The sequence below is a fragment of the Pseudomonas triticicola genome, assembly GCF_019145375.1.
Lineage (GTDB): Bacteria > Pseudomonadota > Gammaproteobacteria > Pseudomonadales > Pseudomonadaceae > Aquipseudomonas > Aquipseudomonas triticicola.
On the sequence record NZ_JAHSTX010000001.1, the window covers coordinates 2,042,740 to 2,061,473 of the forward strand.

16 protein-coding genes are annotated in these 18,734 nt (G+C 56.7%); 9 read left to right on the plus strand and 7 right to left on the minus strand.

From position 1 onward, the window contains the following. Nucleotides 1-186 precede the first annotated feature (186 nt). On the minus strand, nt 187-2,736 hold the full coding sequence (locus KVG85_RS09040) for an AAA family ATPase (RefSeq protein ID WP_217863627.1): 2,550 nt from the start codon (nt 2,734-2,736) through the stop codon (nt 187-189). A gap of 441 nt (nt 2,737-3,177) precedes the next feature. Here KVG85_RS09040 and KVG85_RS09045 point away from each other — a divergent pair, with 441 nt between their 5' ends. Further along, nucleotides 3,178-4,506, plus strand: coding sequence for a TIR domain-containing protein (locus KVG85_RS09045; protein ID WP_217863628.1), 1,329 nt, complete (start codon nt 3,178-3,180; stop codon nt 4,504-4,506). Nucleotides 4,507-4,615: 109 nt separating this feature from the next. Here the strand turns inward: KVG85_RS09045 and KVG85_RS09050 are convergent, their stop codons facing one another. After that, nucleotides 4,616-5,533 carry a LysR family transcriptional regulator gene (locus tag KVG85_RS09050; protein WP_217863629.1) on the minus strand — a complete coding sequence of 306 codons (918 nt, stop codon included), beginning with the start codon at nt 5,531-5,533 and terminating at the stop codon, nt 4,616-4,618. 146 nt (nt 5,534-5,679) lie between these two features. On the opposite strand from KVG85_RS09050, the gene KVG85_RS09055 reads away from it, so the two are divergent. The 3 genes from KVG85_RS09055 to KVG85_RS09065 all read left to right on the plus strand — a co-directional run bounded on the left by KVG85_RS09055 (nt 5,680) and on the right by KVG85_RS09065 (nt 9,161). Then, nucleotides 5,680-6,726, plus strand: coding sequence for an SDR family oxidoreductase (locus KVG85_RS09055; protein ID WP_217863630.1), 1,047 nt, complete (start codon nt 5,680-5,682; stop codon nt 6,724-6,726). Nucleotides 6,727-6,783: 57 nt separating this feature from the next. Then, nucleotides 6,784-8,094 (plus strand): NTP/NDP exchange transporter, encoded by a 1,311-nt coding sequence (locus KVG85_RS09060; protein ID WP_217863631.1) that lies wholly within the window; start codon nt 6,784-6,786, stop codon nt 8,092-8,094. A 164-nt stretch (nt 8,095-8,258) separates the two neighbouring features. Next, entirely contained in the window at nt 8,259-9,161 is a 903-nt protein-coding gene (locus KVG85_RS09065; RefSeq protein WP_024012629.1) for a bestrophin family protein, read from the plus strand. 43 nt (nt 9,162-9,204) lie between these two features. Here KVG85_RS09065 and KVG85_RS09070 read toward each other — a convergent pair whose 3' ends face one another. Continuing rightward, complete coding sequence (locus KVG85_RS09070) at nt 9,205-9,504, minus strand: hypothetical protein (RefSeq protein ID WP_217863632.1); 300 nt, start codon at nt 9,502-9,504, stop codon at nt 9,205-9,207. A gap of 110 nt (nt 9,505-9,614) precedes the next feature. On the opposite strand from KVG85_RS09070, the gene KVG85_RS09075 reads away from it, so the two are divergent. Further along, entirely contained in the window at nt 9,615-10,226 is a 612-nt protein-coding gene (locus tag KVG85_RS09075; RefSeq protein ID WP_217863633.1) for an LbetaH domain-containing protein, read from the plus strand. 287 nt (nt 10,227-10,513) lie between these two features. Continuing rightward, complete coding sequence (locus KVG85_RS09080) at nt 10,514-11,521, plus strand: LysR family transcriptional regulator (RefSeq protein WP_125926186.1); 1,008 nt, start codon at nt 10,514-10,516, stop codon at nt 11,519-11,521. On the opposite strand, the gene KVG85_RS09085 is transcribed toward KVG85_RS09080, so the two are convergent. Further along, nucleotides 11,518-11,979: a Rid family hydrolase gene (locus KVG85_RS09085; protein WP_039759017.1), complete on the minus strand. Its 462-nt coding sequence runs from the start codon at nt 11,977-11,979 to the stop codon at nt 11,518-11,520. The two genes, KVG85_RS09080 and KVG85_RS09085, sit on opposite strands and share 4 nt — an antisense overlap. Before the next feature lie 214 nt (nt 11,980-12,193). On the opposite strand from KVG85_RS09085, the gene KVG85_RS09090 reads away from it, so the two are divergent. Beyond that, entirely contained in the window at nt 12,194-12,586 is a 393-nt protein-coding gene (locus KVG85_RS09090; RefSeq protein WP_039758866.1) for a helix-turn-helix domain-containing protein, read from the plus strand. A 319-nt stretch (nt 12,587-12,905) separates the two neighbouring features. On the opposite strand, the gene KVG85_RS09095 is transcribed toward KVG85_RS09090, so the two are convergent. Further along, a complete protein-coding gene (locus KVG85_RS09095) occupies nt 12,906-13,292 on the minus strand; it encodes a cupin domain-containing protein (protein ID WP_217863634.1) in 387 nt (128 codons plus the stop codon). A 71-nt stretch (nt 13,293-13,363) separates the two neighbouring features. After that, on the minus strand, nt 13,364-14,188 hold the full coding sequence (locus tag KVG85_RS09100) for an AraC family transcriptional regulator (RefSeq protein ID WP_217863635.1): 825 nt from the start codon (nt 14,186-14,188) through the stop codon (nt 13,364-13,366). A 186-nt stretch (nt 14,189-14,374) separates the two neighbouring features. Between KVG85_RS09100 and KVG85_RS09105 the strand changes: the two genes are divergently transcribed. Next, nucleotides 14,375-15,358, plus strand: a complete 984-nt coding sequence (locus KVG85_RS09105; RefSeq protein ID WP_217863636.1) for a helix-turn-helix transcriptional regulator — start codon at nt 14,375-14,377, stop codon at nt 15,356-15,358. A 93-nt stretch (nt 15,359-15,451) separates the two neighbouring features. Continuing rightward, nucleotides 15,452-16,579, plus strand: coding sequence for a mechanosensitive ion channel family protein (locus KVG85_RS09110; RefSeq protein WP_016774365.1), 1,128 nt, complete (start codon nt 15,452-15,454; stop codon nt 16,577-16,579). Between the two features lie 36 nt (nt 16,580-16,615). On the opposite strand, the gene KVG85_RS09115 is transcribed toward KVG85_RS09110, so the two are convergent. Then, nucleotides 16,616-18,535 (minus strand): tyrosine-protein phosphatase, encoded by a 1,920-nt coding sequence (locus KVG85_RS09115; RefSeq protein WP_217863637.1) that lies wholly within the window; start codon nt 18,533-18,535, stop codon nt 16,616-16,618. Between the last annotated feature and the right edge of the window lie 199 nt (nt 18,536-18,734).

Genomic DNA, 18,734 nt, shown 5'->3' on the forward strand with positions numbered 1-18,734 from the left:
ATTAGCGGACATCCGTCAATGACCTGATCACTTCTATGCCCAAGCGCCCAGCACGCTAAGTTCAGTTCGCCCCCACAACCGTGCAAGCTAGCTCTGGGTACTAATTCCTCTTGGCCGCGCCCTTTCTGATGCGGGTGACTGTCCAATAGATAACGCCGCATTGCCCTTTGCTAAAGGTGTAGCGTGTTAGTTGCGCCGTTCCTCAACTGCACTCTTTATCGATTTAATCTCATCGTACCAAGTGCCAAATTGGTAGATGGATTTGGTGGAGTAATAGTTGCGCACATCATCATGCTCAAGCGGGCTCAGATTAGCGTATAAATCCTTGAGTCTGTCCGCCTCTGCCGGAAGCAATGGCACCAACTTCACGAAGTCCTTAAAGTTGGAAACCTGCAACGTTCTGATTTTGTACTGGTGACGTTGCTCATTGAATACATAGGAGTTCGTTAACCTCTCCACCAAGCGTCTTAGCAGAGCAGAAAGCTTGGATTTTTCATCAGGACTGACCTCGACTTGTGGGTCAATGTAGCTATCAATTTGCCCACATAACTCCTCCCATTTCTCTACGTACTCAGATACCGTCGCACAGTCTTCCAGCACCTGCACGGAGAAGGCGCCACTCAGGCCTGAACCATTTAACGTATTCTGGAGGTTCGCAAAGAAGTCCCAATTGTGTGTCAATACGATCAGTTGTGACTGTGCATTATCCTTCGCGTAGTCACGCAGGCGCTCACAAAAATTAGAGATATAGTTGTAGTCAAAGCTGGTGACTGGATCATCCAGTATCAGGACTTGGTGCGGTGCGACGCTCGCCTCACACATGAACAGGGCAAGTGCGTGAACCTTAAGCTCGCCTTCGCTCAGCACGCGATGCACCAGCTCATCTCCGATTTTCGGAAGAACTATCGCATCAGCTCCTTGGTTGGCCAAGCGGACACCAACTTGCTCCAGCGAGGCACCACATAGACGGCGATACTCTCCATCCAAATATGGTACAAACGAACCTAGAACGAGCGCTGTGTGCGCATCCTTCTTTCGCGCGGTCAGTGCGGACAGGCGTGATGTGAAGTTGTAGGACTCCACCACATTGGCGACGCCAGCAAAAGAAATCGCGTTTTGGCAAATCGCCTCGATTTGAGGGCGCACGGAAGATGCGGTTTCATCGATGCTCAGTACACCAATTTCTGTTGTGAGCTTTGAAATCTCCTCGTTCAGCGCTTGCAACCCATTCGACGCTAACGTCAAAGCTGAGTCAGCCTTGTTATACTCTGTATTAACCGCTTCGATATAAGCATTCAGCTCGGCGTAACGAGAGTAAGCATCAAGCGTAGCCTGATCAATTAGAGGTACCTGCAATGAGGCTTTGACTGAGGTGATCAGATCCGAGGCTGCACGCAAGAAATCGGCATTCAATACATTCGAATATTGTGAGTAATTTATCTCTGCGAAGCCCTCGATCAATCTTTTCCTAGAGTGCTCAGCCTGCTGTTTAGCATTTAGAGCGTTTAGCTCCGTTTGAACCGTTGAAATCAAGTGATTATGGAAGGCTAGAAAGAGTGCCTTAGCATCATCCTCTAATGTCTGACGGCACAGCGGGCAGTTTTCGGCAGGAACAAATGGCCGCAACGCAGCAGCTGCGGAGAGAAGCTTCTGCTGGCCTGCCACATCCAGGTCGTTGGAAAATACAGCACCTGCAAGCTCAATGCTTGCAGCCTGCTTTTGCTGGATTGAAAGCAGAATCTGAGTGTAGGCAGAGTATGAAAAACCTCCGCACTGCTGAACGAAGTTTGCCAATGACTGTTTAACTTGGCCTAGCAGGCTTTTCCTCAGAGCGAGGGCTTGTTGCCCCTCCGCGCTCGTCGCACCCTTAAGCTGCTCTACCCGCGCCTGCTTGTCTGCCTTTTGCAGGCGCTTTTCTTCACCAAAGCTCACCATCCCTATCCAAGAAAGCATTGGTTCGCAATTGGTTGCACTCCAATCCTTAAATACCCCAGCATTTGTATCTATAACTGCATGAGCGGCCAGCTTAATTTCGGCAATCTTCCTATCGGCATCCTGCCGGTACTCCGCAATTTTAGATCCGCCGTAAGCCTGAAACTGCTTTAAATACTCACGTGCATAATCGAAGCACTCTAATCGGAACGCACTTAACTCTACGACAGCTTCTGGTGAGATAGAGCTATTGACGTGTTTGTATGCAACTGCGGAGTCAAAATATTTCAGAGCCTGAGCCTGGCCACCAAAACCGTCCAGCTCTGTCCAATTTTGTACAGAACCGCCCCGTAGCTTATAGCTAAAGGACGGCAGAACCTTGCTAGAAGAACGAACATTATTCAGGGGCTCTTTCGGTTTCTCAGGATTTGCCAGGATTTTAAATGCCTGGCATATGCTCGATTTCCCGGCGCCATTCCGCCCAAACACTAGTGTTATACGCTTCGATAGATCCAACCTTAGCATCCCGCCTAATTTCTTAAATCCAGAGAAGTCCGACAGACTCTCCAGATGAAACGGTTGGATTGCGTCGCGTGCATTTGCTTTCAGCACTGGGGGAGTAGCTGCCGCAGGTGCAAAGGTTTCTCGCCCGCAAAACAGCCTCCAGAGGCGCTCAAGCTCGTCTGGAGATAGGTTGCCTCCGTCTGAGTTGATTGCAGCTTCACACACCGCGTGAAACCACTCCTCTTTCACCGAATCTCGGTGAGCCAAAAGATAACCTGTTGCATCACTATGCGCGGCCATTTTGACCTCCCTTTCCGGATGACTCAGTCACTATAGAGCACATTGCCATTAGCGCTATTATTCAATGTGAAGTGGTCTGATGCAGACCGGCTTCCATTAAGCGAAAACCCTCTCCATATAACCGTTTTGAAGTGACCAGATGAATCACTGCAAAGGGTCGGACGCGGCCCTTCGCGACGGGCGAAAACCGGCCAAGAGCAATCTCTGACGTAGTGCATTTGAGCCATAGCCCCGCGAGTTGAGGTCAACCTGAGATAACCGGACTTACCCATGATTCGCTGTAGACATATCGATGATCGCCTCGTAACCTCCGCCCTGTCTCACCTCTTCTCATCCTTCATCGATGGCACCTTGCTGAATGGCTTACAGAGGGGGCACGGAAAAAGTACATATTCGACGCATCCCTAAATGTGTCTCCCACTCACGCGAGCCGGTATGTGCATGCGAATATTTGTAAGCTATAGCCACCAAGACAAGCCCACGGTCGACGCCATTGTCGACAGGTTGAAGCTCGCAGGACATGAGATATGGATCGATCACCTCAGGCTTAGGCCTGGCGACAACATCTCTCGAAAGATCGAGGAAGGAATTGAAACTTCTGATGCGGTATTGGTAGTCGTCAGTGCTAATTCTCTCAGCTCCAAGTGGGTTCAGCAGGAATTTTCATCACTTGCTCTGAGCGAAATATCAAAACGTGCATCAAGAGTTATTCCAATCCTCATCGACTCTAGCTCGGTTCCGAGCTATCTATCAAAATATCTCTATATTGATTTAACAAAAGATCTAGAGGCTGGCCTCACCTCGCTTGTACAATCTTTAGATGTCGTTAAACGCAAAGATATTGCGCAGCCACGTCGGTCGCCCCAAAAGCGTAATGACACTCACACTTCGCAGATTGCTAACTTAGGAGCAGCTTTGAAGTCTGGCCGCTTGACACTTGTTTGTGGCGCAGGAACTTCGGTTGAAGCGGGAATACCGGTTTGGAGTGAGCTTCTTTTGAGCCTCCTCAAATCTATGATCGAACGCCTTTCAAAAAATCATTCGCTGAATTTGGGCTTCAATGCAGCAGAGGAATTCAACAAGCGCCACGGTGCTTCATCGCTGATACTTGGAAAGTATCTTAAAAACAACCTGGGTAATGATTTTGGCAAACAGGTTCGGGATGCTCTCTATCGGAAAAACCCAACCACGTGCGATCTAATCGACGCGATCGTTGATGTTTCTCGACCACAGCGTGACGGCAAGCCACTCGACTCCATCATTACATTTAACTTTGACGCGCTGATCGAGGAAAGTCTTTCCGCCGCGAATGTAAAAAGCCGTGCGATCTATACTGAAGCAATCAAACATGATCCCAACGAGCTACCCGTTTATCACGTTCATGGGTATCTTCCTAGGACCGGGAAGATCCCCAGCGATAATGACATCGTTTTTAGCGAAGATGCCTACCACGGTCAGTTTATCGATCCATTCAGTTGGTCGAATCTGATTCAATTAAATAAACTCACTCACAATACGTGCCTGTTCGTTGGAATTAGCCTCACCGATCCAAATATGCGCCGTCTGCTGGATGTAGCTTGGAGAAAAAATCCGGACAAGTCTGTTACCCACTACATCCTCAAAAAGGTCCCTCGATTCGGATCCGCTGATGATGTGCTTGACGATCTTGCACGCCTATTGGAGGAGCAGGACGCGAATGCATTGGGTATAAACGTGATCTGGGTTGATAGCTACGATCAAATTCCAACAATTATTCGATCCCTCAGATAGAAAGGGGGGCTTTCGTCTGTCGTTTTGGAGCGGCAGCTATTGGCCGATTGCTACCATCGCCATGGGCGCCTTGCTAGCAGACCATGCATTGACCTCACGAAACAGCGCTTCAAACACCTGAACTCTCCGCAATCCGCCCTTCCCCCCGCAAAAAATCCACAAACGCCCTCAGCGGCGAAGGCATGTGGCGGCGGCCGTGGTAGTAAAGAAACGGGCCGTCGAAAGCCTGCCACCAGTCCTCGAGAATCGGCACCAGTCGACCATCGGAGAGCGGCTCGCGCAGGAAGTCCTCGAAGGTATAGACGATGCCCAGCCCGTTGATGGCCGAGCGAATTTTCAGATCGTGCGACGACGTCAGCAGTTGCCCCTGAGGCGGGATACGTACGATACGGCCGTCTCGATGGAACTCGAATACGCCGACTTTGCCACTCTCGAACCGATGGCCAAGCAGGTCATGGCCCGGCAGTTCTTCGGGGTGAGTGGGCGTACCGCGTTCAGCCAGATAGCGCGGGGCGGCGGCTGCAACGAAGCGTTGGCGACGCGGGCCGATGGGCACGGCGATCATGTCTTTGGCCAGGCTCTCTTCATAGCGCACGCCGGCGTCATATCCGCCAGCGTTGACGTCGACAAAGGCGTTGTCCATCACGACTTCGACACTGACCCCTGGATAAAGGCGCAGAAAACGCGCCAGCAGGTCGGGCAACAGAAAGCGTGCCACCGGCACTGGCACATTGAGCTTTAGCGTGCCGACCGGGCGCTGAGCGTCATCGTCCAGATCGTTGAAAGCGGCGTCGATTTCTTGCAAGGCCGGGCGCAGGCGCTCGAGCAATCGCTCGCCGGCGGCCGTCGGCGTGACGCTGCGCGTGGTTCGGTTGAGCAGGCGCACGCCCAGGTCGCTTTCCAGCCGGCGCATGCAATCGCTCAGCGACGAGGCGGACAGCCCGCGCTTTTGCGCGGCAGCACGGAATCCCCCCGCCTCGACCACCGCAGCAAATATCGACACATCGGTAAGGTTGGGTTTACGCATGAATGCTTCCTCCGCAGGCGGCTGACTGTACGCCATAGCGTACGGGCCATCCACCAATGCCCGACTTATCCTCGCGCATTCGTACACCGATACTGCTCACTCGCCCCCGCCAACCGGGAACCTGTCACGCGAATGAGATTTCTCCGATGAGCCATTCACCCGCTACGCCGAGCAATACTGCGACCCAACGCCTTCTCAAGGCCGCCCGAATGCTGTTCGCCATTTCTGCGATGGCCGGCACACTGGCTGCGCAGGCGACTTCCCGAACGGAGCCGAAGCCGGACTGGTCAACCCACGATATGCCCAGCCAGAAAGGCCGCATCGTGCTGGTGACCGGGGGAACCAGCGGCATGGGCTATGAAGACGCGCTGGCCCTGACGCGCGCCGGTGCCGAGGTGATCATCGCCGCGCGCAACGCCGAGCGCGGCCGCGAAGCGATCGCAAACATCAAGCAAGCCGTGCCCAAGGCGCGCGTGCAATTCGAAACGCTGGACCTTGCCAATCTGCAATCGGTGCGCGACCTCGCCAACCGTCTGCGAGGGCGCCTGCCGAGGCTCGACGTGCTGATTAACAATGCTGCGATCATGTCGCCGCCTGTTCGAGGCGTTTCCGCCGATGGCTACGAGATGCAACTGGCGACCAATTACCTGGGGCATTTCGCCTTGACCGGCCTGCTGATGCCCCTGCTACGCAAAAGCGACGATGGTCGGGTGGTCAGCCTGTCGAGCATCGCCGCCGGGCGCGCAAGCCTGAACTTCGATGACCTGCAGGCTGAGCGCAGTTACGACCCTTTCGCCAGCTACAGCCAATCGAAACTGGCGGTTCTGAAGTGGAGTATTGAGCTGCAGCAGCGCAGCGATGCCGCCGGTTGGGGGATACGCAGCATCGCCGCGCACCCCGGCGTTGCCGTGACCGAACTGATCGCCCGTGGGCCTGGCCTGGACAGTGAATTCGGCAAACAATGGGCAGTAGAGCGGGACAGGTATCATTCCGCAGCGCAGGGCGCGCTGCCCACCTTATATGCGGCGACGGCGCTGGAGGCGGTTGGCGGCGCCTACTACGGCCCTACCGGTGATAACGAAAAGCGCGGGCCGCTGGGCTTCGCCAAGATGCCGCCGGCCGCTGCCGATCGCTCGAATTCGGCCACACTGTGGCAACTCTCCGAGCGACTGACCGGCGTCACCTACCGCTGACCGCCCAGCACGGGCAGGCCCCGTGCCATTGCCCCGCCACTCCCACAGGAGCGCAACATGGATACGTCTCTTCTCGCCCACCGCGCCGGCGCCATCATCAATGCCGAGGCTGACGAGCTGCGCCCTGCGCTCAACGGTTTTCTGCTGTTCGTTTGCCTGTTCGCCGGCTATTTCATGCTCCGTCCGATCCGCGAATCGATGGGCATCTCTGCCGGCGTCGAGAACTTGCAGTGGCTGTTCACCGCGACCTTCCTGGTCATGCTGGCGGCCGTTCCGCTGTTCGCCTGGCTCAGCGCACACGTACCGCGCCTGCATTTCGTGGACTGGGTATACGGATTCTTCTGCACCAATCTGCTGTTGTTCGCCGCCTTGTTCCTGGGCGAGGAAAGCCCGTGGCTGGCGCGCGTGTTTTACGTGTGGATATCGGTCTACAACCTGTTTGTCGTATCGGTCGCCTGGAGCCTGATGGCCGATGTATTCGACAGTGCCCAGGCCAAACGTCTGTTCGCGTTCATCGCGGCGGGCGCCAGCGTCGGCGGCCTGAGTGGCCCTGCGCTGAGCGCCTTGCTGATCGGTCCGCTGGGCGAGTCCGGCCTGATGCTGCTGGCCGCTGTTCTGCTCGGCGCTGCGATGTGGTTCAAGCGCCAGCTGATGCGCTGGCGTGAACGGGGTGGCGCAGGACGCCCCGATGCCGCGCCGAGCGAAAGCCCTCGCAGGCCGTTGCCGGGCAATCCGTTCAGCGGTATGACGGCCGTTTTGAAATCACCCTATCTGCTCGGCATCTGCGGTTTTGTGGTGCTACTGGCGACAGTCTCCACCTTCCTTTACTTCGAGCAGGCACGCGTCGTCGCCGAACACTTCCCGGACCGCGAGGCGCAGGTGCGCGTGTTCGGCATCATCGACTTTGTCGTGCAGGCGGGCGCCCTGCTCTGTCAGCTGTTCATCACTGGGCGCCTAGCGCAAAGGCTCGGCGTCGGCGTGCTGTTGGCCATGGTGCCGCTGGTGATGTGCGCGGGGTTTATCGGGGTGATCTTCGCGCCCAGCTTTGGCCTGATCGCCGCGCTGATGATCGTGCGCCGCATCGGTGAGTACGCCTTCGTGCGCCCAGGCCGAGAGATGCTGTTTGCCCCGCTCGATGCCGAAAGCAAGTACAAGGCGAAGAACTTCATCGACACAGTGGTCTACCGCGCCGGCGATGCCATCAGTGCCTGGGCGAAAAGCGCGCTGGACGCCCTCAGCCAAGGTGCAGGCATGGCAGCGCTGGTCGGCGCGTTGTGTGCACTGCTGTGGGGGCTGCTGGGATGGCGACTCGGCGAGCGGGCGGACCGCCGAGCCAGTTTGTCGGCGGCGCGGCAAAACCCAGCGTAGCGCGGTCCATTCGAGAGACGAGGATTTTCCCGAAAGCATTCGCCATGCACAGGGCCAGACTTTACAGACTGACTGACGGCTGACCGCTCCACCAGGGAACTGCCGGTGCCAGGCATCGTCCGAGCTTAAGCGTTTAAGCAAACTGCTCGCCACGAGGTTTCCGTTTGAAAGCTGCCATCGTCAAAAAATACCGTCTGATCATCAAGACCCTCGGCTACGTGGGCTGGTCTTTGTTCTGGTTGCTGCTCTGGGACATCGCCGTCACCGTCGACTTCATGCTGTTTCTCAACGCCAAGCTGAACCTGCCGTTGATGCCGCTGACCTTGCTCGGTTCGGCGTTGATCGTGTTGATCAGTTTTCGCAACAGCAGCGCTTACAACCGCTGGTGGGAAGCGCGGACGCTGTGGGGGTCGATGATCAACAATTCCCGCAGCTTTGCCCGGCAGGTGCTGACGCTGCTGGACGACGCAGGTGGCGAGGTGAACCCGGTCAAATCGACGCTGTTGCGCCGCCACGTCGCTTACGTGAATTGCCTTGCCGCGCATCTGCAAGGCCAGCCTTGTCCCGACGAGGTACGGGCCTTTATTCCCGCCGAAGAGTTCGCCCGCAGTGGCACAACCAATAACTTTGCCAACGATATCCTCACCGGCTCGGCGACGCTGCTCGCTCGCGAATACAAGGCCGGGCACCTGGACAGTATTCGCCTGGCGCGGCTTGAGTCGACCCTGGTGGACTTGTCCAACAGCCAAGGCGGCATGGAGCGAATCGCCAATACACCGCTGCCCTACCCTTATGTGTATTTCCCACGGTTGTTCATTTCGCTGTTCTGCCTGATCGTCCCGATAGGTCTAGTGGAATCCCTCGGCTGGTTCACGCCGCTGGCGTCGACCGTGGTCGGGTTCATGCTGCTGGCCATCGAACGCATCGGCACCGATCTGCAAAGCCCGTTTCGCCACAGCGAACACCAGATTCAAATGGAAGCGCTGTGCGAAACCATCGAAAAGAATTTGCAATCGATGCAGCGTGATTCGTTGGGGGATGTGCGCAGGGTTGAAGAGCCCGCTTGAGGCGCTGCTTTAGCAGCAGCGCTTTTCATCAGATGCGCAGTAACTATTGACGAGTGTCCGCCGCCTCGGCCGGGTAAAACTCTCCCTGCTTGCCCATTTCTTCGAGTCGTTCGCGCGCTACCGCCTCAACACGGGCCACTGCGTCTCGATCGTCAGGGTCAACCAACTGCAAGCACAGGCGTCGAACATTTTGGTCATGGGTCCCCTCACTGAGCATTTCGTGGGTGAAGACTTGTTCAGCACGCCATAGGCATAACTGGGTATGGGTCCCGCCGAGCCATATCTCGTTGATTGATCCAAGATCAGTGGTTGTCAGTTGATCCACGGTGATTGTCTTATCCATTGCGCCGTACCTTGAAAATGCTTGTACAGGTACGACTGGCAGGCATAGCGAGTCGTTCAAGTCGTCGACAGTCCACCCACGCCCCACTCTCACTTATTCGGGAGACTCTTATGAAATCGCCAAAAATCGAAGATTACATCGCTCAATGGCCATTACTGGGCGTGGACTCCGCTGCCCCTTGGGCGGTGGTTCAGGGTTGCGAGAGCCGGATTCTGAAATTGCTTGAAACGCTCGGCCCGGGATACCGGCGCCACGACTATTGTGCGATCCATGAAACCGCCATCGTTGAGCAAGGCGCCGTTCTCAAAGGCGCAATCTTCATCGGCGAGGGCTGTTTCGTGGCGGCGGGCGCTTATCTTCGCGGTGGTGTGTATCTCGGCAGAAACTGCATCGTTGGCCCCAGCTGTGAGCTGAAAAGTACCTTCATGCTCGATGGCAGCAAGCTTGCCCACTTCAACTTCGTCGGCGACTCATTGATTGGCGAAGCGGTAAATATTGAAGCCGGCGCGATCATCGCCAACTACCGTAACGAACTGGACGGAGCCGATATCAAGATCCGCCACGAAGATCAGGTGATCGAAACAGGCGTCAGCAAGTTTGGAGCGCTGGTGGGTGACGGCTGCAAGATTGGCGCAAACGCTGTGATTGCTCCTGGCGCTTTGTTGCGGCCCGATACACGTGTTCCTCGTCTGGGGTTGATTGATCAGTTTGCTTATGAGTGAAACCAATTTTGGCGAGAGTACGTCTTCGGCCAATGGCATCCATCTTCATAGGCGCGTCCGTTATGCCCGCTTTCATAACATCGATTTTTCCTGGCCCAGATCCCAAACACCTCTTGCACAAAGGATGACCGCTTTGGGCCGAAATCGGCCAATAGCAAAAATCCGACCTTCGCCACCCCACCGACTGACACCTTGTTCAATCAGAATGCTTGGGCAAAGTCTGCTTGTGCACGCGATTTCTTGGTTCACCTCCAGCCATTTCGTATGATGAGCAATCTAAGTTTGGGATGCTTGGCGTGAAACCGTCATCAAAAAAAGCTTCAACCACTCCGCCCGTACCAACCGGCGTCACCCAGAATTTAAGCGATGCTGTAAGTCAGCTTTCTTGGGACGACTTGCGAATCATCAAAACGCTAAGCGAATGCGGTAATAGAGCCACGACAGCGAAACGGTTGGGGATCAATGTATCCACCGTATCGCGTCGCGTGGCTCAAGTGGAAAAGACACTTGGGGTCGCCCTATTTGACCACCGTCGCTCTGGGTACATGCTCACGCCAGAAGGCATCGAGTTAAGGGCGCTCGCCGAACGCGTCGAGCTTGATATCGTCAGCGTTACACGTCGGGTTTCTCGGGCAGGTCAAGGGCCACAGGGAAAGCTTCGGATCACTACCAGCGACTCCCTGCTTTTGTATTTCCTCACACCGATCATCGCCGACTTCAAGGCGCTTAATGAAGGAATTGCCATCGAGGTGCTGGTCGGCAACGAGACGTTAAGTCTCGCCCGCGATGAATCTGACGTAGCGGTAAGAGCGACCAAAAAACCTGCCGAAAGTCTCGTCGGGCGCAAGCTCGCTTCGATCGCATGGGCGCCTTATGGCAGCATAAAACACGCGACTACTACCCCCTTCGCAGAAGGCCAGCGATGGGTGTCGTATTCCGCAGGATTATGTGGACTGAAGGCCAAAAGCTACGTCGAAGACAGAATCGGCGCCGACTGTATTTCTTATCGTACGGACTCCGTCGCGGCCGCGAGCGTCGCCATTGCGGCAGGACTTGGTTACGGCTTTCTTCCGTGCATGCTGGGAGACATTACGCCTGGGTTAACACGCGTAGGGCCAGTTGTGCGCGAACTACAGGACGAGCTCTGGCTGCTTACGCATCAGGACATTCGAAAGTCATGGAGAGTCAAAGCATTCATGACTTTTTGTGCAGCAGCCGTAGCGCATCAAAAGCCTTTGATCGAAGGGCAATTGGATCTCCCGGTTGCGCAGGGCGAAACCGGGAGCGTCTCTTAGTCGGCGCGAGATCCGATGACAGCTTTGCAGACAATTTCAATCAGCTGTGAACGTTGAGCCAACCTGGATACACCGATGATATTGCTCGCGCACTGTGGCCGCTCAGTGCGATATGCGGCTTTGCGCACATCACCTACGACGGCGAATGCCGCGTCCATATCCAATACGTACAGCGTTTCTTCGACGACATCATCAAGGGTTGCTCCATAGAGCGCGAGCAGCTTGGCGATATTGTCGTAGGAGGCGCGCATTTGCTCTCCTATCGACGAGAAATCGCTGGGTTTACCCTCGCTATTCAGGGGCGCGGGAGCAACGAGATTACCCTCCTCATCGTGGTTGAACTGACCCGAGATATAGATCTCGTTTCCGACTTTTCTGGCCTGGGGATAGCCGTAGCCCTCCTCCCATGAGACTCCCCAGTAAGCGGTGTTTTTGCCGTGCGGTTGTGAGGCAGCCATTGCTTTCTCCTTGCAGATGACGAATCGAATGATGTCGATTCGAGTTGTCGGGAGGCAAAGGCTAGCATCGGGAACGCGACTGGGAATGTGCATTTTTGCGCCTCCAGTAGCGCAAAATTGCGCCCCCATCCCGTCGCGCCTTCCGTTAGATTTTTCCCATCGACTGACCGCTGGATTGAGCTGATCAACCGGCTAATGGGAAAAAGGAATCAGGATGAACAAGGAAACATGCGCGTCCTCACAAAAGGATCCGGCTAAACAAACCGGACAATTGAAACCCTGGCAGATCCAGCGCGCCAAGCAGCTGATGCTCGATAACCTGGACGCACATATCTCCGTGGCAGCTATCGCACAGGCGTGTGCGCTGTCGCGCAGCCATTTCACTCGTCAGTTCAAAAAAAGCACTCTCGTCTCACCCAAAGAATGGATGCGAGAGCAAAGGATTCTACGGGGCAAGCAGCTGCTTCAGACGTCAAGATTGTTGGTTGCAGAGATCGCACTAGAATGTGGTTTCTTTGATCAGTCTCACTTCAGTCGAACATTTGTGCAAACCGAAGGTGTGACTCCCAGGGCTTGGAAACAGAACAGTCAATCGCCTGCGCTGTGATTTGATGAGCTGCATAACGGGGCTAATTCGTACTTGCAGATTTAACCCCAGAATGCTGCGAATGGAGATAACAGAATCAGTCCGCCGACGACAACTGCCCAACCCCATGCTAAACCACTCTCTACCTTGAAACGGCCGTCATTCATTAAGTCCAACACGAACACGCCAATCCGATGACCTATCAAATCGATAATCAAGTCCATGGTCCTTTCTCATAACAATCTTTGCATGAGAAGTCAGAATCCGCTTTTAACTCATAGCTGCTGGTCAGGTCAGCAATTGCAACTCTGCGCAGACATTGCACAGGATGTGCGTTGGATTATATCCAGACGTCGTTCAAAGCCGTTCTTTCGCCATCTTCATGCCCCGTGTTCAAGATGCCTCGCGGCTCGATCATCATCAGCTTGGCTTCACCTTGGGCAGCCGTGCGATGTTCCACGCCGCGGGGTACCACATAGAGTTCACCTGGATTCACATAGACGCAGCCTTCCAGCAGATCAATGCGCAAGGTGCCTTCCAAAACAAGAAATGCTTCATCGGTCTCAGGATGCGAGTGCCAGATGAATTCGCCTTCGATTCGCACAACCTTGAACTGGTAGTCATTCATCTCTGCCACAACCCTGGGACTCCAATGTTGTTCGATCAGCGAAGCCTTATGTGCCAGGTTTACAGGAACTGATGAATATTGATGACGGAGCTCTGCCATGACAAATCCTCTGTGGTTGAAGTCGCCAGCCTATCGAGCAGGGAACAGGGTCTCTTGTACGATCCTGCAACTCAGCGTGCGGCGCGCAATCGTTCCAGCCAGCGCATGGGCGGGATGCCGTAGCAGCGGGTGAAATGTCGCGTCATATGACTTTGATCGTGAAACCCCGCGACGAGCGCTGCATCGACCAGGGTGAAACCTTCAACCACCAATGAGCGGAACCGGTCCAGGCGGCGCAGGGTGACAAATCGGTAAGGACTCGTACCGTAAAGCGTTCTGAAGTCGCGTGACAGGCTCCAGCGTTCGCGCCCGCTGGCACACTCGAGCATCTCCAGCGTGATGCATGAATCCAAGTGTTCCAGGATGAACGCTCTGGCAAGCTCGGCTGCGCGGTAATCCAGGCGCTTGCGCCCGCGCGGCTTGCCCGCGACGGCACGCAACGCCATTGCCAAGTCATACAGCGCGTCCTGTTGCTCCAATGCTTCCAGCGGATGATCCACTGCTTGCACAAATGTTTCACTGGCATGGAACAGCCGTGGGTCGTTTGAAAGCCCCCCCGTGATAAAAGGCAAGGGCTCGCCACCCAGGATGTTTTGAATCATTGCCGGATCAATGTAAGCCATCCGATAACGAAAGCCTGCATCAGTCCCGGCCATACCATCGTGAAGTTCGTCTGGATGAAGCACGAGCGTATTGCCGGGGATACCGTGGCGCAACGAGCCTACATAGTGAAAGCTCTGGACGCCCGCCAACGTGCGGCCGATGGAGTAGGTGTCATGTCGATGAGGATCGTAGCCGTGGCTGCCGAACCACGCTTCAATACGCTCGATTCCTCCTGGTTGAACACTGCGGATGACCCAGTCAGTGCTGTCTGGTTGGCCTTTTTTCCTATCCATGAATGCGTACGTTCCCGAGTCTGTTCGGTCGTGGTGATCCGTCTGCCGAGAATATACAAGTGCAAGTATTGGCTGTCTGCTTTTGCCTGAAAGCAGTCCATGGTTCCAGTCCTGTCACTGAACCGTCACGCCTGTTCCCTAGGCTCTACCAGTCTCTGCCATCGCCTCAAGAGCCCGCATTCCAAAATGCCGCCCATCGCAACTGCATCCCCACCCCGCCAAAAGATCATCCTGCGCTCCGACAACCTCACCTCTTCCGACTTCGGCGCCCTGTTCTCCAGGCTCTTCGGCAACCGCTACGCCGATACTCCGCCGCCACCTTCCAACATCATCATCGGCGGGGTCTACGGGCGGCACGACGGGGTGAGTTTTCGGCGTATGCATTACCACGGCGACTTCAGCGTCGCCCTCCCCGATCCGCAGAACGAAATCACTTTCGTCATTCCCACCGCCGGCAAGATCGTTTTCAACCACGTCACTGAATCCATTGGCATGGCGCGCATCGGTCTGGCGATCGACAAGGCGGATATCCGTTCGATGCGCTTTGTTGATGATCACGCGCACCACGGGATTTCGATCAATCGTCAGCAACTCACCGAGCGGTTGTCGGCGCTGCTGGAGAAACCGGTCGTGCAGAAGATCGTGTTTGAGCCAAGCGTGGATCTGAATACCCCGGCATTTCAGGGCCTCAAGGCGTTGATCGATCTGGCCACGGGCACTGAGTTCGATGCCTTGATCAACAGCGGCACGTTGATGCCGTCACGGTTGCGCGAGATGTTGATCGATGCGGTGCTGGAGGCGTGGCCGCACAATTTCACTGAGGCTTTACGAGGCCCGGCGCCGTGTGTGGCGCCGCGACATGTGAAGGTGGCGATGGAGTTTATTCAGGCGCATCCGCAGCAGTTGGTCAGTGGCGTGGATCTGGCGCGGTTGAGCCATGTCAGCCAGCGCGCGTTGCAGGAAGGTTTTCGGCGTTTTGTCGGGATGTCGATCGTCGCTTATCAGCGGCAGGTGCGTTTGCAGCGCGCCTATGAGGCGTTGGTGCGCGGGCATGCAAGCTCTGTGACGGAGGTGGCGTTGCGTTTCGGCTTCAGCAATGTCGGGCGCTTTTGTCAGTATTTTCAAAGCGCTTACGGCGTAAGCCCAGCGGAGTTGAAGGCCAGGCGTTGACCATTCGGTCCGGCGAAACCTGCATTTGATTGAACAGCAGGAATCTCAGGGCGACTAACCCCAGACAGGCCACTTGGCGAAAAGGGGGTTTCCATGACCGAGGATTTCATCGGCTTTTTCACGGCTCACACGATTTTAGGAATTTCACTGGCGAACTGGGTGCTGGCGTTCCTCGCCGCGACACTCAGTTATCTGCTGACCACCACGGCGATCCGTTTCGTGTTCCGCAAGGTGCAGGCGCGGGCCAGCGCCGGCAATGGGCATCTGACGTACATGGCCAGCGAAGTGCTGGCGGCGACCAGCACCACGTTGCTGCTGTTGGCATCGATTCTGGTCGGCATCGGTTTGCTGGATTTGCCGGAACGCTGGCTCGGGCGGGTCAGCAGTTTATGGTTCGTGGTGGCGGCGTTGCAGGTCGGCCTGTGGACCAACCGCGCGCTGGCGCTGGGGTTGCATCGGTATTTCTCGCGGCATAACGCGACCGGCACTTTTCAGGCGAGCGCCCTGGCGACCTTGAGCCTGTGGGGCGTCAAGGTATTGCTGTGGGCGGTGATTCTGCTGGCGATGCTGTCGAATCTGGGCGTCAACATCACTGCGTTCGTCGCCAGCCTGGGTGTCGGCGGTATCGCGGTGGCGCTGGCGGTGCAGAACATTCTCGGCGACGTGTTCGCCTCGCTGTCGATTGCCGTCGACAAGCCGTTTGAGGTGGGCGATTTCATCGTCGTCGGCACGCTGGCCGGTACGGTCGAGCACGTCGGCCTGAAGACCACGCGCATCCGCAGTCTCGGCGGTGAGCAGATTGTCATGGCCAACGCCGACATGATCGGCAGCACCATTCAGAACTACAAACGCTTGCAGGAACGTCGAGTGGTGTTCGAGTTTCGTCTGACTTACGAGTGCACCAGCGAACAGATCCGCCAGATCACTCAACGCGTTGAAAGCATCATCAAGAACGAAAAACAGGCACGCTTCGACCGTTGCCATTTCCGCAGTTTTGGTGAGAGCGCGCTGGAATTCGAGACGGTGTATATCGTTCTGGACGCCAGCTACAACGTCTACATGGACGTGCAGCAACGCATCAATCTGGCAATCATGGAAGCGGTGGCCGAGCTGGACGCGACGTTCGCCTTCCCGGCGCGCACCGTGCATGTCGCCTCCCTGCCCGAACCCAGCGCGCAGCCGGCACGCACACAGCAACCTTCGCGTGCGCAGCATGCTTGAGCGCAAGAGCCCGGCAATTTGCCGGGCTCGCTGTGTTCAAAACGCGTAACTGGCCTTCAGTCCGCCATTGAAACCGTGGCTGTCACCGCCACCGTTGGCGCCGACCTCAGCGCCTACACTCAGGGCGCCGAGGTTGGCCATCAGATTAACGCCGCCGCTGAACTGGTCTCGATTGTCGAACGCCGCGCGCTGCTCGATATCCAGCCCCAGCAGGTGGCCTTCACTGTCGACTTGCTGATCGCCGAGCGCACGTTCATAGCCCACGCGAACACCCGGGACCAACTGCCACGCACCCATGGCCACTGGGGCAAATGACACGTCGAGATTGGCTACCGCGCTGCGGCGGGTCTGCTCGATGCCATCGACGTCGAGCGCCAGCTCACTGCCCTTCTCTTTGAAACCTTGCAAGTCGAGATGACTGACGCGAAAGCCCAGGCTCGGTTCGACAATCACGCTGCTCAGCGGCAGGCGATAACCCAACGCCACGGTCGCGCCAGTGAGATTGCCGTGAGTGTCGCCCTTGGCAGTGCCGAGACCACCACCGAGCTCGCGTTTGCTGTCGTAGTCGACGTAACCGGCGCTGGCGTTGGCATCGATAAACATGCCCCGCTCAAGGCTGGTGAGGCCGTAACGCACACCGAGGTTGAGGAAGGTGAAGTCAGTATCGGCCTCGCCACCCGCGCCGCCCACGCTGCCCTTGCTGTAGCCAAAGCCGCCGCGCGCGCTGAGTTGTTCGCTGAAGCGCTGGGTGATGCCGAGCATCAGGCCCTGGCTGTGTTCGTTGCTGCTCTCGGCATGGGCCGAGCCGTCGGTGCCGAGGTAGCTGGCGAGCGCGGTGCTCCAGAGGCGGTATTGGCCGACCTTCAAATCGCTGCCGCTGGCGAACGGTGCGGCGGCTTGTTCGATCATCGCGTTCTGCCGCAGCAGGTAGCTGGCCGCATCGGCGTGAACCTGACCGCCAACTTGAGATTCGACACCGCCCAGGCTGCCGGCGTCGATCGCCGATTGCAGGTAGTAGTTGTAGGCGCTGTAGGTGCCGGACAGCTCGGAGTTCTGCAACTGCCGCAGCAATTCGGCACCAGCGGCGGCGTTGCCGACCAGCCCGGCCTGCCCCGGCAAGCTGTTGTACTCGACCAGTTTGCCGCGCAGCACGTAAATGGTTTCCTGGGACAGACCGAGGCCCTGCTTGAGGTAGTTGTCCATGCTGCCGTACTCGGCGGCGACCTGGTCGAGACCGGCCTGCAAGTAACTGGCCTGCACGCCGAGCAGCGGCTCGTAGACAGCGGCCATGCTCGGCGGCAGCGCTTTCAAGGTCGCGGCGACACGGGCGGCGGTGTAGTCGTTGGTCGCCAGATAATTGGCCATGATCGTCGCCTCATCGACGCCAGCGATGCTCTGCAACACGGCGGCGGTCCAGCCGGTGCGGTCCTTGCCGGCGGTGCAGTGGAACAGCTGCGCGGCGTCGACACTGGCCAGCTCATTGAACAACTGGCCGAACTGCCCACGCATGCCGGCATCGCTGACGAAAGCGCGGTTGGTGTCCTCCATCATCGCCACGGCCTCGGCGGCGCTGTGGAACGAGATATTGGTGATGTCCGCACCCGAGGTGGTGCTGCCGATGATATCGATATTGCGGTAGGCCGCGCCCGTGATCATCGTGTCGGGCGTGGCGGCAATTTCGCTGGGCGTGCGCAAGTCGTAAATGGCTTTGATGCCGAGGCCATTGAGTGTCGCCAGATCCGCCGCCGACGGCGTCAGCGCATTGGAGCGGTAGAACACGCCGTTGCGCATAACGCCGTCGTGGGCGGTGGAGTACGCGGTGGCGATGCCGGCGATGTCGCGAAAGTTGTCGATGCCGGACAAGCGCGGCGTGTCGAGGGTGACAGGCTCGGCCGCGTGGGCAGCGGCGATGGAAAGGCTCAGAACGGACAGCGAACACAGAAGACGTTGGAACACAGTGCAGCCTCATGGAATCAGCGTTGGGCTGGTCACTATGGGCAGGCGAGTGAGAGGGAATATGACAGTTTCGGCTGGCGACAAAATGCCTGCGCAAATGGGCCGTGGGGTGCGTGATCGGTCCATCAATCCTGCTTGAATGTGTTGAAGATCCCTGTGGCAGCGAGCCTGCTCATGAAAGCGGCGTGTCAGCCGATTA